The organism is Variovorax sp. GW821-FHT10B04, from assembly GCF_059415645.1.
The window spans coordinates 163770-186069 of the sequence record NZ_JBWKNQ010000011.1; the positions used below are offsets into that span (position 1 = coordinate 163770).

25 protein-coding genes are annotated in these 22300 nt (G+C 65.7%); 20 read left to right on the forward strand and 5 right to left on the reverse strand.

Annotated features, from left to right (window positions below):
* The 3 genes from AC07PZ_RS24305 to AC07PZ_RS24315 all read left to right on the forward strand — a co-directional run.
* Positions 1–1774 (forward strand): Ig-like domain-containing protein (locus tag AC07PZ_RS24305; protein WP_495297716.1); only part of this gene is annotated, 1774 nt, incomplete at its 5' end.
* A 384-nt stretch (positions 1775–2158) separates the two neighbouring features.
* Positions 2159–2839, forward strand: coding sequence for a hypothetical protein (locus AC07PZ_RS24310; RefSeq protein ID WP_495297717.1), 681 nt, complete (start codon positions 2159–2161; stop codon positions 2837–2839).
* Complete coding sequence (locus AC07PZ_RS24315; RefSeq protein WP_495297718.1) at positions 2836–3597, forward strand: LytR/AlgR family response regulator transcription factor; 762 nt, start codon at positions 2836–2838, stop codon at positions 3595–3597. The genes AC07PZ_RS24310 and AC07PZ_RS24315 overlap by 4 nt, the downstream gene beginning before the upstream one ends.
* Positions 3598–3611: 14 nt before the next feature.
* Here the strand turns inward: AC07PZ_RS24315 and AC07PZ_RS24320 are convergent, their stop codons facing one another.
* A complete protein-coding gene (locus tag AC07PZ_RS24320; RefSeq protein WP_495297719.1) occupies positions 3612–4211 on the reverse strand; it encodes a hypothetical protein in 600 nt (199 codons plus the stop codon).
* Positions 4212–4385: 174 nt separating this feature from the next.
* On the reverse strand, positions 4386–5117 hold the full coding sequence (locus AC07PZ_RS24325; protein WP_495297720.1) for a helix-turn-helix domain-containing protein: 732 nt from the start codon (positions 5115–5117) through the stop codon (positions 4386–4388).
* Positions 5118–5305: 188 nt separating this feature from the next.
* Here AC07PZ_RS24325 and AC07PZ_RS24330 point away from each other — a divergent pair, with 188 nt between their 5' ends.
* The 6 genes from AC07PZ_RS24330 (at position 5306) to AC07PZ_RS24355 (ending at position 10903) form a co-directional block, all read left to right on the forward strand.
* A complete protein-coding gene (locus AC07PZ_RS24330; RefSeq protein WP_495297721.1) occupies positions 5306–7246 on the forward strand; it encodes an MFS transporter in 1941 nt (646 codons plus the stop codon).
* Positions 7246–7947, forward strand: coding sequence for a phosphatase PAP2 family protein (locus tag AC07PZ_RS24335; RefSeq protein ID WP_495297722.1), 702 nt, complete (start codon positions 7246–7248; stop codon positions 7945–7947). Before AC07PZ_RS24330 ends, AC07PZ_RS24335 begins: the two co-directional genes overlap by 1 nt.
* 136 nt (positions 7948–8083) lie before the next feature.
* Positions 8084–8512, forward strand: coding sequence for a hypothetical protein (locus tag AC07PZ_RS24340; protein ID WP_495297723.1), 429 nt, complete (start codon positions 8084–8086; stop codon positions 8510–8512).
* Complete coding sequence (locus AC07PZ_RS24345; protein ID WP_495297724.1) at positions 8512–9309, forward strand: DUF2145 domain-containing protein; 798 nt, start codon at positions 8512–8514, stop codon at positions 9307–9309. The genes AC07PZ_RS24340 and AC07PZ_RS24345 overlap by 1 nt, the downstream gene beginning before the upstream one ends.
* Before the next feature lie 58 nt (positions 9310–9367).
* Positions 9368–10450: a serine endopeptidase gene (locus AC07PZ_RS24350; RefSeq protein ID WP_495297725.1), complete on the forward strand. Its 1083-nt coding sequence runs from the start codon at positions 9368–9370 to the stop codon at positions 10448–10450.
* A gap of 48 nt (positions 10451–10498) precedes the next feature.
* Positions 10499–10903 carry a DUF3597 domain-containing protein gene (locus tag AC07PZ_RS24355; protein ID WP_495297726.1) on the forward strand — a complete coding sequence of 135 codons (405 nt, stop codon included), beginning with the start codon at positions 10499–10501 and terminating at the stop codon, positions 10901–10903.
* Positions 10904–10963: 60 nt separating this feature from the next.
* Here the strand turns inward: AC07PZ_RS24355 and tgt are convergent, their stop codons facing one another.
* Together tgt and queA are read right to left on the reverse strand one after the other, a co-directional pair.
* Complete coding sequence (gene tgt, locus AC07PZ_RS24360) at positions 10964–12136, reverse strand: tRNA guanosine(34) transglycosylase Tgt (RefSeq protein ID WP_495297727.1); 1173 nt, start codon at positions 12134–12136, stop codon at positions 10964–10966.
* A 5-nt stretch (positions 12137–12141) separates the two neighbouring features.
* Complete coding sequence (queA, locus tag AC07PZ_RS24365; RefSeq protein WP_495297728.1) at positions 12142–13185, reverse strand: tRNA preQ1(34) S-adenosylmethionine ribosyltransferase-isomerase QueA; 1044 nt, start codon at positions 13183–13185, stop codon at positions 12142–12144.
* A gap of 96 nt (positions 13186–13281) precedes the next feature.
* On the opposite strand from queA, the gene recG reads away from it, so the two are divergent.
* From recG to ubiA, 4 genes are all read left to right on the forward strand, one after another.
* Positions 13282–15468: an ATP-dependent DNA helicase RecG gene (gene recG / locus AC07PZ_RS24370; protein ID WP_495297729.1), complete on the forward strand. Its 2187-nt coding sequence runs from the start codon at positions 13282–13284 to the stop codon at positions 15466–15468.
* A gap of 44 nt (positions 15469–15512) precedes the next feature.
* Positions 15513–16472 carry a LysR substrate-binding domain-containing protein gene (locus tag AC07PZ_RS24375; protein ID WP_495297730.1) on the forward strand — a complete coding sequence of 320 codons (960 nt, stop codon included), beginning with the start codon at positions 15513–15515 and terminating at the stop codon, positions 16470–16472.
* A 117-nt stretch (positions 16473–16589) separates the two neighbouring features.
* Positions 16590–17189: a Dps family protein gene (locus AC07PZ_RS24380; protein ID WP_495297731.1), complete on the forward strand. Its 600-nt coding sequence runs from the start codon at positions 16590–16592 to the stop codon at positions 17187–17189.
* Positions 17190–17275: 86 nt separating this feature from the next.
* The gene (ubiA, locus tag AC07PZ_RS24385; protein WP_495297732.1) at positions 17276–18166 is read left to right on the forward strand and encodes a 4-hydroxybenzoate octaprenyltransferase; all 891 of its coding nucleotides are present in this window, start codon (positions 17276–17278) and stop codon (positions 18164–18166) included.
* A gap of 55 nt (positions 18167–18221) precedes the next feature.
* Here ubiA and proC read toward each other — a convergent pair whose 3' ends face one another.
* A complete protein-coding gene (gene proC / locus AC07PZ_RS24390; protein ID WP_495297791.1) occupies positions 18222–19064 on the reverse strand; it encodes a pyrroline-5-carboxylate reductase in 843 nt (280 codons plus the stop codon).
* 320 nt (positions 19065–19384) lie between these two features.
* On the opposite strand from proC, the gene rplN reads away from it, so the two are divergent.
* Genes rplN through rplR form a run of 7 tightly spaced genes read left to right on the forward strand, consistent with a single transcriptional unit; the run spans position 19385 to position 22299 of the window.
* Entirely contained in the window at positions 19385–19753 is a 369-nt protein-coding gene (gene rplN, locus AC07PZ_RS24395; protein ID WP_093382552.1) for a 50S ribosomal protein L14, read from the forward strand.
* Positions 19754–19762: 9 nt separating this feature from the next.
* Entirely contained in the window at positions 19763–20080 is a 318-nt protein-coding gene (gene rplX / locus AC07PZ_RS24400) for a 50S ribosomal protein L24 (protein ID WP_495297733.1), read from the forward strand.
* An 11-nt stretch (positions 20081–20091) separates the two neighbouring features.
* Positions 20092–20631: a 50S ribosomal protein L5 gene (gene rplE / locus AC07PZ_RS24405; protein WP_495297734.1), complete on the forward strand. Its 540-nt coding sequence runs from the start codon at positions 20092–20094 to the stop codon at positions 20629–20631.
* Positions 20632–20639: 8 nt separating this feature from the next.
* Positions 20640–20945 carry a 30S ribosomal protein S14 gene (rpsN, locus tag AC07PZ_RS24410; protein ID WP_495297735.1) on the forward strand — a complete coding sequence of 102 codons (306 nt, stop codon included), beginning with the start codon at positions 20640–20642 and terminating at the stop codon, positions 20943–20945.
* A 20-nt stretch (positions 20946–20965) separates the two neighbouring features.
* Complete coding sequence (gene rpsH / locus AC07PZ_RS24415) at positions 20966–21361, forward strand: 30S ribosomal protein S8 (protein ID WP_495297736.1); 396 nt, start codon at positions 20966–20968, stop codon at positions 21359–21361.
* A gap of 24 nt (positions 21362–21385) precedes the next feature.
* Positions 21386–21919, forward strand: coding sequence for a 50S ribosomal protein L6 (gene rplF, locus AC07PZ_RS24420; RefSeq protein ID WP_495297737.1), 534 nt, complete (start codon positions 21386–21388; stop codon positions 21917–21919).
* A 14-nt stretch (positions 21920–21933) separates the two neighbouring features.
* Positions 21934–22299, forward strand: a complete 366-nt coding sequence (rplR, locus tag AC07PZ_RS24425; RefSeq protein ID WP_495297738.1) for a 50S ribosomal protein L18 — start codon at positions 21934–21936, stop codon at positions 22297–22299.
* Position 22300 lies beyond the last annotated feature (1 nt).

Here is a 22300-nt window from a genome sequence, read left to right on the forward strand (position 1 = left end):
CGCGGTCGGCGCGATCACGATCGACAGCGGCGTGTCGTCCACGGACTTCAACACCAACGACCAGACGCTGGTCTTCAGCGGCAGCAGCAATGCAGCCGATGGCTCGCACGTCGACGTGCTGCTCAACGGCGTTCACCTGGGCTACACCACGGTCGTCGGCGGCGTGTGGACCTATGACTACACCGGCACGACGCTGGACAGCGGCGTGTACCAGTTGCAGGCCGATCTGGTCGACCTGGCGGGCAACATCGCCGTGGTCTCGGCGGTGCAACAGGTGATCGTCGATCCGAGCGGTGCCACGCTGCCGGGCGGTGCACCCGACCCGCTGGCGACCAGGGCCATCGGCATCGCCGCCATCACGATCGACAGCGGCGTGTCGTCCACGGACTTCAACACCAACGACCAGACGCTGATCTTCAGCGGCAGCAGCAACGCCGCCGATGGCACCTATGTCGACGTGCTGCTCAACGGCGTGCACCTCGGCTATGTCACGGTGATCAGCGGCGCCTGGGCCTATGACTACAGGAGCGTGGCCCTCGACAGCGGCATCTACCAACTGCAGGCCAACCTGGTGGACGCGGCCGGCAATATCGCGGTGAGTTCGACCCACCAGGTGATCGTCGATCCGAGCGGCGCCACGCTGCCCGGTGGCGCGGCCGATCCGCTGGCCGCTGCCTCGATCGCGGTGACCGGCATCTCGAACGACACCGGCTCGTCGGGCACCGACTTCCTGACCAACGACTCCACGCTGGTGATCCAAGGCAGCAGCACCGCGGCCAACGGCTCCCATGTGGACGTGTTCGTCGACGGCATGCACGTCGGCTTCAGCACGGTCAATGGTGGCGCCTGGAGCTACGACTACACCGGCGTTTCCTTGTCGTCGACAGGTCACACGCTGAGCGCCAACCTGGTGGACACCGCCGGCAACACCGCGGTGTCTTCTGCGGCGCAGAGCATCGTGATCGACACGACGGGGCCGGACCTGACCATTTCTGGCACCCAAAGCGGAACCATCACCGGCCCGTCGACCTACAACTTCACTTTCACCGAAGCGGTCACCGGCTTCACGCAGAGCGACATCAGTGCGAGCCATGCGACGTTGAGCGCATTCACGCGGATCGATGCCACGCATTACTCGGTGGTGGCGACGCCGACTGGGTCGGGCGCTGGCTCGCTGTCGTTGTCAGTGGCGAGCGGGGCTTATTCGGACAACGCTGGGAATAGCAATTCGGCGTCGGATAGTATTTCGCAGAATTACTATTTGGGGCCGCCGGCTACCATTGATCTTGGTAGCATTGGGCAATTGATAGATCCATATCAGGTTGCTGGCACGAATATTGTCTATTATTTCCTGGATACAAATAAGGATGGTGCTTTAACCCGCGGAAGTATTTTTGACGACACAGCGCCGCAGGTTGACAAACTTACACATACTCAGTTGGATGCCATCTTTGCGCCGGGAGGCGTGACAAATGGCGGCACCGTGAGCGCCGTTGTTAATGGCGTCACCGTGTCTTTCCATGGCAGTGATGATAGCCAGGCCATTGCTGCGCTTCTTGCGCTTCGACCATTTGAGAACACGGATGCTGACACGACAAGAATTTGGTCATCGAACACCACTTGGTATGAAGGCTATGCCGGTGACGCGAATATCGGCCCGGTGCCAGCTCAATGGGTTGGTGGAGTAATTCAGCAGTTCGGAAACGACGCCTACGACGCCGGCGGGATGGGTGTTTCCTTGGCTAATATAGTTATGTTAAGTGTTGTAATTTAATAATAAATTGAGGGGTGATGCATGGAGAAAAGACTTTGTTATGCTGAAATTTGTTGTTGAATAAATTTCAGACGGAGCATTGAAAATACCCCGCAACTGCGGGGTATTTTATTTTTGAGGTGATGGAAGGTTAAGTTTGCTAAGTGTTTTTATGGGGATTTGAGCTTCCGGCATTCGCGAGCTGCTATCAATTCGCAGATCAAGCATCGGAGGTAAGTCTCGCAACTCGATTTCACACGCACGGAAGCCCCTCATTCAATCCCCAAACCGCCCGTTTCGATCCTAAAAAATGCACCTTCGAACACTCATCCAGAGCGCGCTCCAAAGCACCTGAAAATTTCTGCCCCCGGCGCCAATGCCGTCACTCTCCTTACTCGAATCGACATGACGCCAACGCTTTTTTCAGGCCCCGGCCCTCGCCGGAATCCGGTGGGTGCGGCGCCCGACGCCGAACTCATTCCCGACCCACCCACGCTCGCCGACGTTCATCTGGTGATGAACAGCCTCAACCAGCTGGCCGCCCATTTCCATGAAAAAACGCAGGAAGAAGATCCCCGGCTCTTCGCGGTGGCCGACTACCTCCACGTCGTTTTCCGCGACGGCAACGACAGGTCAGTCCCGGTCCATGAAGAGCTCGAACTTCTGCTGAGCTATGTCCGGCTCGTGGAAGTGAACCGGGCACTCGCCATCGCCTTCGCGTTCACGCCCGGCGCCGAGGCCGATGGCCGTGCCGGCCGCAGCGGCATGCGGGTGCAGCGCCATCTGTCGTGCGACCTTGTGTCTGCACTGATGCGCGCGCTGCCGGGCGACAGCGTGCGCACGGCAAAGCTGCAGTTGCAGCTGTCTTTCGACCTGGCGCCCGGCCCCTGGGCCTACAGCCTGCGCGCCTCGCTGCACGACGAGGCGGTGGTCGGCATCGCCGTCAAGTTGCGTGCGGAGGTCAACAGCCTGGCCGAACGCTTCGGCCTGGAAGCCGGCGCACAGCCCAACCACGAGATGCTGGTGGACGACGGCACGCTGCACTGGACGGTGCGCGTGCCGCAGGCCAGGGAGGTTTCGCCATGACGCTGTCGATGACCGTGCTGATCGCCGATGACGACGCGGCGCAGCTCAAATACATCCAGGACCTTCTCGCGACCCTGCGCCCGCACTGGACGGTGGTCGCCGCATTGCGCGACCTCGACGCCCTGCCGGAGCTGCTGGAAAGCGAACGACCCTCGCTGTGCATCCTGGATGTGAGCTTCGCGGAGGCGAACGGCATCGACGTGATGCGCAAGCTGACGTCCGCGCCGCCCATCATCTACGTGACCGGCGACGCGTCGTCGGCGCTGCAGGCTTTCGAAACGACCGCCATCGATTTCATCGTCAAGCCCGTGCAGCGCGCGCGCTTCGAGCGGGCGCTGGACCGCGCGGAGCAGCAGGCCGTTCGCCTGGCGGCGGAACGCACGGCCGCGGCGCAGTCGGCGGTGCAGGCCGAGTCGGGCCGCACCAGTGCGCCGACCATGGTGCGCATCCTGCGCGGCGACGACCTGATCATCGTTCCGCTCGACGAGGTGCTGTACCTGCAGGCCGACCGCAAGCACACCCGCGTGGTGCTGCAGGGGCAGGAGGGAACGCTGCGCATGAGCCTGTATGCCATCGAGCCTTTCGTGAATGCGGACCAGTTCTGGCGCATCCATCGCGGCTACATCATCAATGCCCGGCGTGCGTCGCTGGCCAAGCGCGACGACCTGGGGCGCTTGTTCATCCGGATGCAGAACCGGCCGGAAAGCCTGCCGGTGGCGCGGCCCTATGAGCATCTTTTCCGCAACGGGTTTTTTTGAGAACGCGCGCAAGGTCAGCAGTCGGCGAAGTCCTGCTGCGTCTCGACCATCATGCGGGGCCAGCCTTCGAGGACGTTCTGGTACTTCAGGTAGGTGCCGCGCATGACCTTGGAAAACACGTCGGCCCAAGACATGAACACGATGTTCATTTCGACCGGTGACAGACCGACGCTGTCCTGCAGGGCCTTTTCCATGTTCCGCGCATAGCGGGCCGGGTCGAATGCGCTGGTCCTGAATTCGAAGGTGGCGTCTTCCCGGCGCATGAGCCGCGTCAGCGCAATGGTTTCGGCGCGGCTGCCGGCACGAGCCCGGCTGCCCATGTGGCGGACGTTGCTGGAATAGCCCTCCAGGGCCCGCGCGGAGATGGCGCCGCCACGAAAGTCGTCCTGGCACAGCCACATGAACCGATGGGCGATGGCGCTGCATTCGGTGTGCAGCCGCAAGGCGAGTGTGCGTTGCTGGTGCGGCCGGTAGACCAGCACGCCGGAATCGGCATAGACGAACAGCAGGGCGTTGCGCAGGAAGGCGCAGAAAAGAAGGCCGGCATCGACGCCGGCAAACTCGAGGAGCGTGGCGCGCATCGAGAGCGCGTATCGGGGCTGGACATCATCCATGGTGGCAATCTCCACGTTGCGAAACTGGTGCAACACATCTTGCGACGGCACGTTCCGGCAAACGAAAGCTCGGAGCCGGCGCATCGTGACCGGGAACCGAAAGTGCGTTTTGAGGAGCGAAGCGGGAGGGCGCGCCGTGGGCGGTCGGCGGCGAGCTGGACACGCCGGCAGGGGCTAGCGGCGCATCTGCGCGAAGCGCTCGAACTCCCAGTTGCGCATGCCGAGCAGCAGCACGTAGCCCTCGCGCTCGGCGTCCGCCAGCTTCTGGTCGGCCTGGTGCTGCTGCGCGAAGTCCTGCGCCACGCGCTGCAGCCGCTCGAGGAAGGAAGGTGCGAGCGCGCGGCTGATGGTGCCGTGCACCAGCAGAAGACCTTCGGACGGGCCGTCGAAGCCGCCGCGGTAGTAGTCGAGCACCACGTTCTCGCGGAAGAAGTCCATCACCGGGCCATGCGGCCGCCAGCGGAAGGTCTTGGCGATCTTCAGCCGATAGCGGTTCAGCGGGCGCAGCTCGATGATGCCGATCCGGTCGAGCTGCGCGAGGCAGGCGATGCATTCGGCCTCGCTGATGCGGTAGGTCGACACGATCTGTTCCAGCGTCCACTGGCTCAGCACGTTGATGGCCACGAGCATGAGCTTCTCGTCGCGCACGACGGCCTTTTCCTGCTCCTGCGTGAGCTCGGTCAGCAGCGGCTGTGCGTCGGCCACGCGGCGCGCGAGTTCGGCGAAGTCGATCTTCAGCGCGCGGCAGATGGCGTCGATCCGTCCGAGTGGCATGTCGCCTCTGGCGAGCATGCGCTTCACGCTCGATTCCGCCATGCCCAGCGCGTGCGCCAGGTCGGCGTAGGTCATGCGCGCACTCTTGAGCTCGCGCTTGATGGCGAGGACGAGGTCGGCGGTGGTGCTCATGGGCGTCTCCCGGTGAAGGCGATGCAGTATCGAATGAGGATACCGAGGGGCGATTCAGGCGGCATCGTATCGAATCTCGATTCCTGTGGACTTTGCCATTGCGTAATCTGCCGGACGCGATGGCTGCTGCACAATCCCTGGCGCAGCGGTGCCCCGCATGCCCGAGGACGCCTGACAGCGAGATCCGAATGACCACACCCGCCGACCCCGCACCTGCTGCCGACGCGCACGCCAACCAGTTCGCCTTGCTGCGCCAGCGCCGCTTCGCGCCCTTCTTCTGGACCCAGTTCGCGGGCGCGGCCAACGACAACCTCTTCAAGTTCGCCTTCACCGTGATGGTGACCTACCAGCTGCAGCTGAGCTGGATGCCGCCCGAGATGGCCGGCCTGGTGATCGGCGCGCTGTTCATCCTGCCCTTCCTGTTGTTCTCGGCCACCTCGGGCCAGCTGACGGACAAGTTCGACAAGACGAAGATGATCCGTTTCGTGAAGAACCTGGAGATCGCGATCATGGCGATCGCGGCCTGGGGCTTCTTCCGCGCCGATGCGGTGGTGCTGCTGGGCTGCGTGTTCCTGATGGGACTGCATTCCACGCTGTTCGGCCCGGTCAAGTTCGCCTACCTGCCGCAGGTGCTGGCACCGCGCGAACTCACCGGTGGCAACGGCATGGTCGAGATGGGGACATTCGTCGCCATCCTGCTCGGGCAGGTGGCCGGCGGTTTGCTGGTCGCGTTGCCGGGCATCGGGCATGGCACGGTCGCCGTCGCCTGCCTGCTGCTGGCACTGGTCGGCCGCGGCGTGGCGCAGGCGATTCCGTCGGCGCCGGCGACCGATCCGGCGCTCGCCATCAACTGGAACCCGTTCAGCGAGACCTGGCGCAACCTGCGGCTGGCATATGGCAACGTCGTCGTGTTCCGCTCGCTGCTCGGCATTTCGTGGATGTGGTTCTTCGGCGCGGTGTTCCTGAGCCAGTTCCCGAGCTTCGCCAAGGACGTGCTGCATGGCGACGAGCAGGTGGCGTCGCTGCTGCTGGTGGTGTTCTCGGTCGGCATCGGCATCGGCTCGCTGCTGTGCGAAACGCTGAGCCGCCGCCAGGTCGAGATCGGCCTGGTGCCGCTGGGCGCGATCGGCATGAGCGTGTTCGCGATCGATCTCTACTTCGCTTCCCGTGCGCTGCCGCCAGCGGCCGGCATGGGCCTGCGCACTTTCGTGGCGCAGGCCGCGCACTGGCGCGTGATGGCCGACCTCGGGTTGCTGTCGCTGTTTGCCGGGCTCTACAGCGTGCCGATGTATGCGCTGATCCAGATGCGCAGCCAGCCGACACATCGCGCCCGCATCATCGCGGCCAACAACATCCTCAATGCGCTGTTCATGATCGCCAGCTCGGTGCTGGCAGGCGTCTTGCTGGGAGCAGGGTTCACCATCCCGCAGATCTTTCTCTTCACCGGCATCGCGAACGCGGTGGTCGCCTTCTACATCTTCATGCTCGTGCCCGAATACCTGTTGCGCTTCCTGTCCTGGGGCCTGTCGAACTTCGTCTATCGCTTTCGCATCCGCGGCGCCGAACACATTCCGGCCGAGGGCGCGGCGGTGCTGGTGTGCAACCACGTGAGCTTCATCGACGCGGTGCTGCTGATGGCGGCCAGCCCGCGGCCGATCCGCTTCATCATGGACCACCAGATCTTTCGCGTGCCGCTGCTCGGCCGCGTGTTCAAGCTTGCCAAGGCGATCCCGATCGCGCCGCAGAAAGAAGACCCGGCCGCCTACGAAGCTGCGTTCGCGCAGGCCGTTCAGGTGCTGGTGGACGGCGACCTGCTGGCGATCTTTCCTGAGGGTGCGCTCACCCGCGACGGCGAGCTGCAGCCGTTCAAGGGCGGCGTGATGAAGATCCTCGAGATGGCCGCCGCGCGCGGCGTCGAGCCGCCGGTGGTGCCGATGGCGCTGACCAACCTCTGGGGCTCGTTCTTCAGCCGCGTGGAAGTGCGTGATGGCAAGCACGTCGCGATGGCCAAGCCTTTCCGGCGCGGCTTCTACAGCCGCGTCGGCCTCCACGTCGGCACGCCGATGGCGCCGGCGGAGGTCGAGCCCGACGTGCTGCGCGATCGCGTCGGCCGATTGCTCGCGGCCTGATGCGCGCGGTCGACCCGTCCTGGGCGCTGCCCGGCATCATCCCGCCCGCTTTCTGGCACGCCTTTACCTGGCTGGGCGACAGCGGCCTGCTGATACCCGCGTCGCTGCTGATCCTGCTGGCGCTGGCCATTGCCCCACGCACGCGCGGCACCGCCTGGCTCTGGTGCGTCGTGTTCGGTGCGGGCAGCCTGGTGATCCTGCTGTCCAAGCTGGCCTTCATGGGCTGGGGCATCGGCAGCCGCAGCTTCAACTTCACCGGTTTCAGCGGCCACACGGCGATCTCGGCCAGCGTCTGGCCGGTCGTGCTGTGGCTGCTGGCGGCACGCTGGCGCCGGCCGGTGCGCATCGGCGCGGTGGTGTTCGGCTGGCTGCTGGCGGCCGGGATCGGTTTTTCGCGGCTGGCGGTGGATGCGCATTCGGTGTCGGAGGTCGTGACCGGCTACGTGCTCGGCGTCACCGTGAGCGCGGTGTTCCTGGCCCTGGCGCGGCGTCAGGCGCGGCCCGACCTGCGTTGGCCACTGGTGGTCGCGGGGTTGTTGCTGCCGTTGCTGATCTTTCCACCGGGCCTGCCCGCACCGACGCAGAACCTGCTGGAAGCGATCGCGGTGCGGCTCGCCGGCATCGAGCGCCCGTACAACCGCTACGACCTGCATCGCGATTCGAGGCCCAAGTCGCGGGTATCGAATACAGCTACTTCATGACGCACGGCGTGGCACCGGCATATTGATTCGATGCCGAGGAGAAGGTGGCGGCCCATCATCCGGCCACCTTCACTTCGCGGCAGTCTCCCTGCCGGCACGCATCATGAGGATCAGGACTTCTCTCGGCGCCCTCTGCATGGCCGCATCCGCGGCACTTGCTTTCTCCCTTCCTTCCACGGCCAGCGCGCAGAGCGAGGCATCGGCCGCGTTGTCGATGCTGCCGGTCGCATCGGTGGTGGGCGCAGCGGCGTCTGCGGGCGCTGCGGCCGGTTCGGTCGTCGCGTTGCCGGCGGCGCTGTCGGTCGGCGGCGCGGTGCTCGCGGTGGTGGCGGTCGAAGCATCGGTCGACGGCACGGTCTACCTGCTCGAACGCGTCTCTGACGGTGCCCGCGTCAGCGTCCGCGTGTCGGGGCAGGTGGCGCAGGGTGCCTCGATGGTGGCCGGAACCGCGGTCGCCGTGAGCGTGATCGGCAGCGGCGTCGTGCTGTCGGCCGCCGGCGAGGTGCTGGCTTTCATTCCGAACGCGCTCGGCCGCGCGCTGTTGCACAACGAGAGGCTGACGTGATGCGCCGGCTTTGGATCTCCTTCACCCTGGCGATCGCATCGCTGGGCCTGCTGGCCGCCGGCGCGCATGCCGGGCGCTCCTGCGAGCCGCTTCGGCAGACCGCTGCGTCCATCACGAAGGGCATGCAACTGGCCGAGCGGACCGCGCAGTCGCTGGATGCGAGCGGTGCGCGCGTGGTGCTGCTGGCGCGCACCGGCCAGGACCTCGGCCGCTACGGCCTGCGCTGGTCGCACATGGGCATCGCCTACCGGACCGACGAGGGTTCATGGCGCGTGGTCCACAAGCTGAACGAATGCGGCACCGCCGTGGCCGCGATCTATCGGCAGGGGCTCGGCGAGTTCTTCCTCGACGGCCTGTGGCGCTACCAGGCCGCGTGGTCGGTGCCGACGCCGGCCGTGCAGGCGCAGTGGCTGGCCTTGCTGCAGCAGCCGCCCGCGCGCATCACCCGGCTGCATGTGGCGCCGTACAGCCTGGTGAGCTATGCCTGGGGCCAGCGCTACCAGCAGTCGAACCAGTGGGCGATCGAGACGCTGGCCGCGGCGATGGAGCCCGCCACCATCGGCACGCGCGCGCAGGCGCAGGCCTGGCTGCAGTTCAAGGGTTACGAGCCGACCGTGCTGAAGCTCGGCCCGCTCACGCGTCTGGGCGGTCGGATGACGGCGGCCAACGTGGCCTTCGACGACCATCCGAACGACAAGCGCTTCTCGGACCGCATCGAAACCGTCACGGCCGATTCGGTCTTCGACTGGCTGCCGCGTGCCGGCCTGGGCACGGCGCCGGTCGTGCTGCAGCCATGAACCAGAATGGTCCGGCTGTATCCGTCCGCCAATCGACAAGAACCCATCAGGAGATTCCATGAGCAAGTCCTTGCGCCTGTCCGAAAAATGGTTCCGTCGCGGCCTCTGGCTGGTCGCCTTCGTGTTCGCGAGCTTCCTCATCGGCCTCGGCAGCACCCTCGTCGGCGACCTGCCGAAGGTGGAGCACGCCCTGAAGCTCGACGATTTCATCGACCGTGCGGCCGCCGACCCGCTGCGCGCCGCGCTCGAGCAGAGCGCGCGGCGAGAGACGAAGGCCGACGGCGACCTGGCGCAAGCCGAGCTCAAGCTCTCTGCCGCCCAGCAGGCCAGCCAGAACGCGCGCGAAACCTTCGCCAACTGGATCGCGACACGACGCGCCACCGCCCAGCCCGACCAGGACCCCGAGCTGATCGCACGCACCCGCGCGCTCGACGCGCTCAAGCAGAAGGAGGAGGCCGCGCAGCGGGACGTCGGTGCCCAGCAGCAGATCGCGCTCGATGCACGCCAGGCGGCCGAGCGATCACGCAGCGAACTCGACGTGCTCGAACAGGCCGCGCAGCAACGGCTCGATGCCGAATACCGCCGCGTCGAGCTGCGCGTGTTCGGCTATCGGCTGGCGCTCACGCTGCCGTTGCTGGTGGTGGCCGGCTGGCTGTTCGCGAAGAAGCGCAAGAGCACCTACTGGCCCTTCGTCTGGGGCTTCATCTTCTTCGCGCTGTTCGCGTTCTTCGTCGAGCTCGTGCCGTACCTGCCGAGCTACGGCGGCTATGTGCGCTACCTGGTCGGCATCGTGCTGACGGTGCTGGTCGGGCGCTATGCGATCGTCGGGCTCAACCGCTACCTGGCGCGGCAGAAGCTGGCGGAGGCACAGCCGGAAACCGTGCGGCGCGAGGAACTGGGCTACGACACCGCGCTGGCGCGGCTCGCCAAGGGCGTGTGCCCCGGCTGCGAGCGGCCGGTCGACCTGAAGAATCCGGAGATCGACTTCTGCCCGCATTGCGGTATCGGACTGTTCGACCACTGCGGCCGCTGCGACGCCCGCAAGAGCGCGTTTTCGAAGTACTGCCATGCCTGTGGCGCGGCGGCCCATGGCGTGCCGCGCTTGGGGGATTCGACGACGCCAACCGTCGCGGGCGCGTGATAGAACCTGGGCGGCCTTTTCAGCAGACACGACACTTCAGGAGTTTCCATGAGCATCTTCGGCAGCATCCTCGGCAAGATCTTCCCGTCATCCCAGGCAGCGCCTTCGCCGGCGCCATCCGCTGCGCCGGCCGCGCCGACCGCACCCGTCGCGCCGGCACCGGCGTCGACCGCCGCAGCGGCACCGCCGCCCGCCATTCCCCTGGTCGACGTCGCTGCGGTGCTCGACGCCATGCCCGGCGCCAAGAGCCTGAACTGGCGCACCTCGATCGTCGACCTGATGAAGCTGCTCGGCCTCGACAGCAGCCTCGCGGCGCGCAAGGAACTGGCCGCCGAGCTGAGCTACGGCGAGGACACCAGCGACAGCGCCAAGATGAACATCTGGCTGCATCGCCAGGTGATGACGAAGCTGGCCGCGAACGGCGGCACGGTGCCGGCAGAACTTCGCGATTGATTCGTTCATCGGCTCGCCAATGAAAAAGCCCGTCGTCGACGGGCTTTTTTTGGGGGCGCGCTAGACGCCGCGCGCCCGCTCGCTCTTGAACTGCAGCCTGAATTCCGCGAAACGCCCGGCATCGAGCGACTCGCGGATCTCGCGCATCAGGTTCAGGTAGTAGTGCAGGTTGTGGATGGTCGTGAGCATCGGCCCGAGCATCTCGCCGCAACGGTCGAGGTGGTGCAGGTAGGCACGGCTGAAGCCTTCGCGGCCGCCGTCGTTCCATGACACGCCCGACGTTCCGGCGCATGCGTGGCAGGTGCAGCTCGGGTCGATCGGCTGCGGATCGCTCTTGTGGCGCGCGTTGCGCATCTTCAGGTCGCCGAAACGCGTGAACAGCGTGCCGTTGCGCGCATTGCGCGTCGGCATCACGCAGTCGAACATGTCGACGCCGTCGGCCACGCCCTGCACCAGGTCCTCGGGCGTGCCCACGCCCATCAGGTAGCGCGGCTTGTGGGCGGGCAGCCGGTGCGGTGTGTGGCCCATGATGTGCAGCATCTCGTCCTTGGGCTCACCCACGCTCACGCCACCGATCGCATAGCCGGGGAAGTCCATGTCGACCAGCGCTGCGAGGGACTCCTCGCGCAGGTTCTCGAACATGCCGCCCTGCACGATGCCGAACAGCGCGTTCGGGTTCTGCAGCTTGTCGAATTCGGCCTGGCACCGCCTGGCCCAGCGCAGGCTGAGTTCCATCGACGTGCGCGCCTCGGCCTCGGTCGTGATGTGGCCGTTGGTGTCGTAGGGCGTGCACTCGTCGAACTGCATGACGATGTCGCTGTTCAGGATGGTCTGGATCTGCATCGAGACCTCGGGCGTGAGGAACAGCTTGTCGCCGTTGACGGGCGACGCGAACTTCACGCCTTCCTCGCTGATCTTGCGCATCGCGCCGAGCGACCAGACCTGGAAGCCGCCCGAGTCGGTCAGGATCGGCTTGTCCCATTTCTCGAAGCCGTGCAGCCCGCCGAAGCTGGCCATCACGTCGAGGCCGGGCCGCATCCACAGGTGGAAGGTGTTGCCCAGGATGATCTGCGCGCCCATCTCTTCCAGGCTGCGCGGCATCACGCCCTTGACGGTGCCGTAGGTACCCACGGGCATGAAGATCGGCGTCTGCACGACGCCGTGGTTCAGGGTGAGCGTGCCGCGGCGCGCATGGCTGGCCGGGTCGGTCTTGAGGAGTTCGAAGTTCAGCATGTCGTTCAATCGGATTGGCGCGCCAGCAGCATGGCGTCGCCGTAGCTGAAGAAGCGGTAGCGCTCGGCGATGGCATGCGCGTACAGCGTCATCACGCGCTCGTAGCCGGCCAGCGCGCTGACCAGCATCATCAGCGTGCTCTTGGGCAGGTGGAAGTTGGTGATCAGCAGGTCGACGTGCGCAAAGTCGAAGCCCGGCGTGATGAAGATGCGCGTGTCGCCCGACGGCTCGCCGCTCTTCGCCCACGACTCGAGCGTGCGCACGGTCGTCGTGCCGACCGCGACCACGCGCCCGCCGCGCGCCTTGCAGTCGGCGATGGCGCGTTGCGTGGCGTCGGGCACTTCGTAGCGCTCGGCGTGCATGGTGTGTTCGGCGATGTTCTCGGTCTTCACCGGCTGGAAGGTGCCGGCGCCGACGTGCAGCGTGACGCTGGCGCGCTGCACGCCGCGGGCCTCGAGCGCGGCCAGCAGGCCCTCGTCGAAGTGCAAGGCGGCGGTCGGTGCGGCCACCGCGCCGGGCACGCGCGCGAACACGGTCTGGTAGCGGCTTTCGTCCTCGGCCGAGTCGGTGTGTTCGATGTAGGGCGGCAGCGGCACGTGGCCGCAGCGCGCCATCAGCGCATACGGGTCTTCGCCGGCCGGGCTCTCGAAGGCGAAGCGGAAGAGGGCGCCGTCTTGTTCCGGCCAGCGGCCGAGCAGCGTCGCCGTGAAGCCGCCGACCATCTGCAGCGTGGTGCCGACGGGTGGCTTCTTGCTGACCTTCATGTGGCACACCGCTTCCTGGCCCTGCAGCACGCGCTCGACCAGCAGCTCCAGCTTGCCGCCCGTCGGCTTTTCGCCGAACAGCCGTGCCTTGACCACGCGGGTGTCGTTGAAGACCAGCAGGTCGCCGCTGCGCAGCAGATCGGGCAGGTCGCGGAAGATGCGGTCGACCGGCTGCTCGGCCGTGCCGTCGAGGAGGCGGGACGATGTGCGCTCGGTGGCGGGGTGCTGCGCCACCAGTTCGGGGGGCAGGTCGAAATCGAAATCGGAAAGCGTGAAGGCGCGCATGGTGCTTGAGGGCCGGACGGGCCCGTGCCAAGGAGGCGGTGGGAAATGAATGGGAATGGCGCCAGGACGGTGCCTGGAGCCGGGCAGAATTGTCCCATGCCGACTGCCAAGGTGCCCGCCGCCCCGTCTTTGCCCCGCACCACCGCCGGGGCAGCGCCGTTGGCCGTTCCCGCGCCGCCGGCTGCGCCCGGCTCCGGCCTGAGCCCGGTCCAGCGTGCGCTGCGCAAGCTCGGCCTGCTGCGGCCGATCGACTTCGCGCTCTACCTGCCGCTGCGCTACGAGGACGAAACCCGCATCGTGCGGCTGGCCGATCTGCGCGATGGCGAGAGCGGCCAGATCGAGGCCACCGTCATCGAGAGCGAGGTCAGCTATCGTCCGCGCCGCCAGCTGATCGTGATGGTCGACGACGGCGGCGAGACCTGCCAGCTGCGCTTCTTCAATTTCTATCCGTCGCAGCAGAAGCAGTTGGAAGTCGGCGCGCGCGTGCGTTTGCGTGGCGAGGTGCGCGGCGGCTTCCTGGGGCGGCAGATGATGCATCCGGTCGTGAAGGCGGCCGGCACCCAGTTGCCCGAGGCGTTGACGCCGGTGTATCCGACGGTCGCCGGGCTCGCGCAGCCTGCGTTGCGGCGCGAGGTGCGCGCCGGTCTGGCGCGTGCGGTGCTGGACGAGACCGTGCCCGGTCCGGTCGGCTTGCGGGGCGACGCGTGGGACCTGCGCCGCGCGCTGAACTTCCTGCACTACCCGACGCCCGACGTGTCGATCGCCGCGCTGGAAGACCACAGCCATCCGGCCTGGCAGCGACTGAAGGCCGAGGAACTCCTCGCGCAGCAGCTGTCGCAGCACCAGGCGCGGCGCGAACGCGCGGCGCAGCGCGCGCCGGTGTTGCCGCCTTCCGATGCGCCCGGCGCGCTCTACGCGCAGTTGATGGCGGTGCTGCCGTTCGCGTTGACCGGCGCGCAAGCCCGCGTGGTCGACGAGATCACGCGCGACATCGCGCGCGATGCGCCGATGCACCGGCTGCTGCAGGGCGACGTCGGTTCCGGCAAGACCGTGGTGGCGGCGCTGGCGGCGGCACGCTGCATCGACGCCGGCTTCCAATGCGCGCTGATGGCGCCGACCGAGATCCTCGCTGCGCAGCATTTCGGCAAGCTGGTCGGCTGGCTCGACCCGTTGCTGGCCGCGCGTGGCTTGCGCGTTGCCTGGCTCACCGGCAGCCAGAAGAAGAAGGAGCGCGACGTGATGGCCAGCGCCGTCGAGAGCGGCGAGGCCGCACTTGTCATCGGCACGCACGCCGTGATCTCCGAGAAGGTGCGCTTCAAGCGCCTGGCGCTCGCGATCATCGACGAGCAGCACCGCTTCGGCGTGGCCCAGCGGCTGGCGCTGCGCGGCAAGGCGGCGGAGGCCGACTCCGGCCACGGCGGCCACGGCGTGCCGGCGCCAGGCCTCGAGCCGCACCTGCTCATGATGAGCGCCACGCCGATCCCGCGCACGCTGGCGATGAGCTATTACGCCGACCTGGATGTTTCCACGCTCGACGAACTGCCACCCGGCCGCACGCCGATCATCACGCGGTTGATCGCCGAGCACCGCCGCGACGAGGTGATCGACCGCATCCGCCACCAGCTGGCGCAGGGCCGGCAGGTCTACTGGGTCTGTCCGCTGATCGAGGAGAGCGAGGCCGTCGACCTGCGCAACGCCACCGAAACCCGCGACGAGCTGGCCGGCATGCTCGGCGACGACGTGCAGGTCGGGCTGCTGCATTCGCGCATGCCGACCGCCGAGAAGCAGGAGGTGATGGCGCGCTTCACGGCCAACGAAGTGCAGGTGCTGGTCAGCACCACGGTGATCGAGGTCGGGGTCGACGTGCCGAACGCGTCGCTGATGGTGATCGAACATGCGGAGCGCTTCGGCTTGTCGCAGCTGCACCAGTTGCGTGGACGGGTCGGCCGTGGCGCCGCGGCCTCGGCCTGCGTGCTGCTCTATGCGCCGAACGAGGGCGGACGTGTCGGCGAGACCGCGCGGGCACGGTTGCGCGCGATGGCGGAAACCTCCGACGGCTTCGAGATCGCCCGCCGCGACCTCGAGATCCGCGGCCCCGGCGAGTTCCTCGGCGCCCGTCAGTCCGGCGCACCCCTGCTGCGCTTCGCCGACCTCGAAACCGATGTCCTGCTGCTCGACTGGGCGCGCGAACTCGCACCCCGCATGCTCGATCAGCATCCCGACCTGGCCCGCAAGCACATCGATCGCTGGCTCGGCAGCAAGGCCGAGTACCTGAAAGCCTGACGCGGCATCGCGTCATCGAGGGCGGGCGATAATTGTTAAAAGCTATGACCCTGACCGAACTCAAATACATCGTTGCCGTGGCGCGGGAGCGGCACTTCGGCAAGGCGGCGGAGTCCTGCTACGTCTCGCAGCCGACCCTGTCCGTCGCCATCAAGAAACTCGAGGACGAACTCGAGGTGAAGCTCTTCGAGCGCAGTGCCGGCGAAGTGACCGTCACGCCCCTCGGCGAGCAGATCGTGCAGCAGGCGCAGACCGTGCTCGACCAGGCGGCCAGCATCAAGGAGATCGCCAAGCGCGGCAAGGACCCGCTGGCCGGCCCGCTGAACCTCGGCGTGATCTACACGATCGGCCCCTACCTGCTGCCCGACCTGGTGCGCCAGAACATCGCGAGCACACCGCAGATGCCGCTGGTGCTGCAGGAGAACTTCACCGCCAAGCTGCTGGACATGCTGCGCGCCGGCGAAATCGACTGCGCCATCATGGCCGAGCCCTTCCCGGACACCGGCCTGGCGATCGCCGCGCTGTACGACGAGCCTTTCGTCGCCGTGGTGCCGGCTGCGCATCCGCTGGCCGCACGCACGTCGATCACGTCCGCCGAATTGCGCAACGAGACCATGCTGCTGCTCGGCACCGGCCACTGCTTTCGCGATCACGTGCTGGAGGTGTGCCCCGAGTTCGCGCGCTTTTCCAGCAACGCAGAGGGCATTCGCAAGAGCTTCGAGGGTTCGTCGCTGGAGACGATCAAGCACATGGTGGCTTCGGGCATGGGTGTGACGCTGGTGCCGCGGCTGTCGGTGCCGAACGACGCGCTGAAGCCGAAGCGCGGGCGCAAGGACAGCGAGATGGTCCGCTACCTGCCGATCAGCGATGGCCAGGGCCGAGAGCCGCCAACGCGCCGCGTCGTGCTGGCCTGGCGCCGCAGCTTCACCCGCTACGAAGCGATCGCGGCGCTGCGCAATGCGATCTACGCCTGCGAACTGGCCGGCGTCAAACGTCTCTCCTGAGTCCGGCGTCGACTGACGGGGCGTCCCAATCGGCGAGATAGAGTCTCGCTGTTGCGATGCCGCTGATCGGCTTCTACAGTCGCTACCTGTCACTCAAACCAACAAGGATCCATTGCCATGGCCAAAGCACCCAGCAAGCCGTTGAAGAAATCGAAACTGCCCGACATCGCTGCCTCGTCCGGCGGCAAGGTGCCGACCAAGGGTGGGGCACTGGTTTCGCAGGAATCGGGTAGCCGCAATGCGCCGATCATCAACATCGGCATCAGCCACCAGGACCGCGCCGCCATTGCCGAAGGCTTGAGCCGCGTGCTGGCCGACACCTACACGCTGTACCTCACGACCCACAATTTCCACTGGAACGTGACCGGGCCGCACTTCAACTCGCTGCATGCCATGTTCATGACGCAATACACCGAGCTGTGGAGCGCGACGGACGTGATCGCCGAGCGCATTCGGGCCTTGGGCCACTACGCGCCGGGTTCGTACGCCGAGTTCAGCAAGATCGCGACCGTGCCCGATGTGCCGCAGACCCCGCCGAAGGCGACCGAGATGGTGCGCATCCTGGTCAAGGGCCACGAGACCGTGTCGCGCATCGCGCGTGAATTCATCCCGGTTGCCGAGGAGGCCAGCGACGACCCGACGGCCGACATGCTGACCGCGCGCTGCACCGTGCACGACCAGACCGCGTGGATGCTGCGCTCGTTGCTGGAAGACTGAGCTCGCCCGCCCGGGCGGCGGCGCGTCGATAGAGTAAAGGGAAGGAGCGGCACAATCGCCGCTCCTTTTTCATTGGAGCTCGCTTGATGGCTGCCGGGCGCGTGGCGCTGTATCTCGATCTGATCCGCTGGGACCGGCCTGCCGGCTGGCTGCTGTTGCTGTGGCCGACGCTCGGCGCACTCTGGTTTGCTGCAGGCGGCTGGCCTGGCTGGCATCTCCTGACGGTGTTCGTGCTGGGCACTTTCCTGATGCGCAGTGCGGGTTGCTGCATCAACGACGTGGCCGATCGCGACTTCGACCGCCATGTGAAGCGCACGGCGCAGCGGCCGGTGACCAGCGGCGCCATCTCTGTCAAGCAGGCGCTCGGCTTCGGTGCCTTGCTGGCGCTCGCCGCCTTTGCGCTGGCGCTGACGACCAACGCAGCGGTGATCGTCTGGGCTTTCATCGGTCTGGCCGTGACGCTGGCCTACCCTTTCGCCAAGCGATTCGTCTCGATCCCGCAAGCGGTATTGGGCATCGCGTTCTCGATCGGCATCCCCATGGCGTTCTGCGCCGCCGGCGGTGGTGGCGTACCGGCGCTGGACGCTTTCGCGCGGGTGCCAGCATATGGCTGGGCACTGCTCATCGGCAATCTGGGTTGGGTGCTGGCCTACGACACCGAGTACGCCATGGTCGACCGTGACGACGATCTGAAGATCGGCATGAAGACCTCGGCGATCACGTTCGGCCGGCTCGACGTGACGATCGTCATGGCCTGCTACCTGCTCTTTCTGGCGATCTGGGGCGTGATCGGCGTGCGCCATGGGTTGGGGCCAGCCTTTCTGGCGGGCCTGGCCGTTGCGACCGCGCAGGCGCTGTGGCACTGGAAGCTGATCAAGGATCGCACGCGCGAAGGGTGCTTTCAGGCTTTCCGGCAGAACCACTGGCTGGGATTCGCCGTGTTTGCCGGCGTCGTCGCCGGGTACGCGCTGCGCTGATCGATTGCCAACGCCCGCGGCGGCGGGCGGCGGGCGTCAATCTTTGGAGATCAACTCAACTGCGGCCGAATTCCTCGCCCAGTTCGCGGGCGCGCAGTTCTGCGGCGCGCATGGCCGTCTTGAACAAGGGCTTGACCTGCGCGGCTTCCATCGCGCTGATCGCCGCATGCGTCGTGCCGCCCTTGGACGTCACGCGTGCACGCAGTACGGACGGCGCCTCGCTCGATGCCGCCGCCAGCGCCGAGGCGCCTGTGAAGGTGCCGACCGCCAACTGGTGTGCCTGCTGCGGCGTCAGGCCCATGTCGACACCCGCCTCGACCATGGCTTCGACGAAATAGAACACGTAGGCCGGGCCCGAGCCGGAAATGGCAGTCACGGCGTCGAGCGCCGGCTCGGCGTCGACCCAGAGCAGTTCGCCAGTTGGGGCCAGCACTTGCTCGACGAGCGCACGCTGAGGCGCCGACACGGCTGCACGGGCGAACAAGCCGGTCATTCCTTTGCCGACGAGGGCTGGCGTGTTCGGCATCGCGCGCACCACTCGCTCGGTGGCGAGCCAGCGCGCGATGCTGTCCGACGGGATGCCGGCGGCGACGCTCAGGTGCAAGCTTTGCGCTGCCGCCGCCCGAACAGGCTGGGCGGCTTCCGCGAAGATCTGCGGTTTGACGGCCCACACGACCACGGCGCAACGCGCAATGGCGGGCCCCGCTTCGGCTTGCGCCGAAATGCCGAACTGTTGCGCCAAACGCACACGCGCTTCCTCGAACGGCTCGACGACCTCCACCGAGGCTGGCGGCAGGCCCTGCTTCACCAGCCCGCCGATGATGGCGCTGGCCATGTTGCCTCCTCCGATGAAGGCGATGGGCGGGAGCGAGGCGGCGGAAGCGGTGTTTTCAGGCATGGTGTTGGCGATGAGGTCGGGTCGCTGAACTTGGAGCAGCAGATCGTCGGGACTGGCGTGCGGAGCGATCCCGCGTGCAATCACAGTGGAATTGTCGCCGTTGCGCAGCAGCGATGCATCCTGGCTGGGGCGAGGTAGTTGACATCGCCAGACCGCTGTGCAACAATCGCGGGCTTCGCTACAAAAAGGCGAAGCTTCTGCCCAGCGGAAGCGCTCCAAGTGGTTTGGGGCGTGGACGACGGGCCCAAGACTGACTGCGGTTCTTGTTTGGCGCCATTCGGCGTCGTCGGGGCCTCGGTACAAGTTGGGAACTAATCGAAATGATCCAAACTGAATCCAGGCTCGAAGTGGCCGACAACACAGGCGCGAAGTCCGTCCTGTGTATCAAGGTGCTGGGTGGCTCCAAGCGGCGTTATGCCAGCGTGGGCGACATCATCAAGGTCAGCATCAAGGAAGCCGCTCCCCGCGGTCGTGTCAAGAAGGGCGAAATCTACAGCGCCGTCGTGGTGCGCACTGCCAAGGGCATCCGTCGTGCAGACGGTTCGCTCGTCAAGTTCGACGGCAATGCCGCCGTGCTGCTCAATGCCAAGCTGGAGCCGATCGGCACCCGCATCTTCGGACCGGTGACGCGCGAGCTGCGCACCGAAAAGTTCATGAAGATCGTTTCGCTGGCCCCCGAAGTTCTGTAAGGACAAGCCATGAACAAGATTCGCAAAGGCGACCAGGTCATCGTGTTGGCCGGTCGTGACAAGGGCAAGCGCGGCACGGTTTCGCTGCGCAAGGACGACTCCTATGTGATCGTCGACGGCATCAACATCGTCAAGAAGCACGCCAAGCCGAACCCGCTCAAGGGTACGACCGGTGGCATCGTCGAAAAGACCATGCCGATTCACCAGTCGAACGTGGCCATCTTCAATACCGCTACCGGCAAGGCCGATCGCGTGGGCATCAAGATCGCGGACGGCAAGCGCGTGCGCGTCTTCAAGTCCAGCGGCGACGAAATCAAGTTCGCCTAAGGAATACTCACATGGCACGTCTCCAACAAATCTATCGCGAAAAGATCGCGAAGGACCTGGCTGAAAAGTTCGGCTACACCTCGCCGATGCAGGTTCCCCGTATCACCAAGATCACGCTCAACATGGGTGTGGGTGAAGCGGTTGCTGACAAGAAGGTTCTTGAGAACGCCGTTGGCGACCTCACCAAGATCGCCGGTCAGAAGCCTGTCATCACCAAGTCGAAGAAGGCCATCGCCGGCTTCAAGATCCGCGAGCAACAGCCGATCGGCTGCATGGTCACCCTTCGCGGCGTGACGATGTATGAATTCCTGGATCGTTTCGTGACGGTCGCTCTGCCCCGCGTTCGCGACTTCCGTGGTATCTCCGGTCGCGCTTTCGACGGCCGTGGCAACTACAACATCGGCGTCAAAGAGCAGATCATTTTCCCCGAGATCGAATACGACAAGGTTGATGCCCTGCGTGGTCTCAACATCAGCATCACGACGACGGCCAAGACCGACGAAGAAGCCAAGGCGCTTCTCGCTGGCTTCCGTTTCCCGTTCAAGAACTGAGGCGAACCGTGGCAAAACAATCTTTGATCCAGCGCGAACTCAAGCGCGACAAGCTGGTCGCCAAGTACGCTTCCAAGCACGCTGAACTGAAGGCGATCGCCTCCGACCTGTCGAAGACCGACGAAGAGCGTGCAGCTGCGCGTCTGGGCCTGCAAAAGCTCCCGCGCAACGCCAACCCGACGCGCCAGCGCAACCGTTGCGAAATCACCGGTCGTCCGCGTGGCACTTTCCGCCAATTCGGTCTGGCCCGCGCCAAGATCCGTGAACTGGCCTTCAACGGCGACATCCCCGGTGTCACCAAGGCCAGCTGGTAAGCCAGGCAGGAGCAAACAACATGAGCATGAGTGATCCCATTGCCGACCTGCTGACGCGTATCCGCAACGCGCAGATGGTGGCGAAGCCCACCGTGTCGGTCCCGTCTTCCAAGGTGAAGATCGCGATCGCACAAGTCCTGAAGGACGAAGGCTACATCGACGGTTTCCAGGTCAATACCGAAGCTGGCAAGAGCGAGCTTCTGATTTCCCTGAAGTACTACGCCGGCCGCCCTGTGATCGAGCGCATCGAGCGTGTGAGCCGTCCTGGCCTGCGCGTCTACAAGGGCAGCGCTGCCATTCCGCAAGTCCAGAACGGCCTCGGCGTTGCGATCGTCACGACCCCCCAGGGCGTGATGACCGACCGCAAGGCACGCGCCAACGGTGTTGGTGGCGAAGTTCTGTGCTACGTCGCCTAACCGAGACATTGAGGAGTTACTGAAATGTCCCGAGTCGGAAAAATGCCGGTCGTCATCCCCGCAGGTGTGGATGTCTCGATCAAGGAAGATCAGATCAGCGTCAAGGGTGCGGGCGGTACGCTCAACCTGCAACGCAACGTTCTGGTGACCGTCGTGAACAACGACGGCAAGCTGAGCTTCGCGCCCGCCAACGATTCGCGTGAAGCGGATGCGATGAGCGGTACGCTGCGTCAGCTGGTGAACAACATGGTCGTCGGCGTGACCAAGGGCTTCGAAAAGAAGCTCAATCTCGTCGGCGTCGGGTACAAGGCTGCTGCGCAAGGTGCGAAGCTGAACCTGCAAGTGGGTTACTCCCATCCGGTCAACATCGACATGCCGCAAGGCATCACGGTGACGACGCCGACCGCGACTGAAATCGTGATCAAGGGCGCCGATCGCCAACGTGTCGGTCAGATCGCTGCCGAGATCCGCGCTGTTCGTCCGCCTGAGCCCTACAAGGGCAAGGGAATCCGTTATTCGGACGAGAAGATCGTGATCAAAGAGACCAAGAAGAAGTAAGGGGCAGCAAAATGATGTTGACCAAAAAAGCACAACGTCTGCGCCGCTCGCGTCAGACCCGTATCCGGATTGCGACGCAAGGCGTTGCACGCCTGACCGTGAACCGCACCAATCTCCACATCTACGCCACGGTCATCTCCGGCGACGGTGCCAAGGTGATTGCCACCGCATCGACGGCCGAAGCCGAAGTGCGTGCGTCGCTGGGCGGTTCTGGCAAGGGTGGCAATGCCGCCGCTGCCACGGCCATCGGCAAGCGCATCGCCGAAAAGGCGAAGGCTGCCGGCGTCGAGAAGGTCGCTTTCGACCGCGCAGGTTTCGCGTACCACGGCCGTGTCAAGGCACTCGCCGACGCAGCCCGCGAAGCTGGCCTGCAGTTCTAAC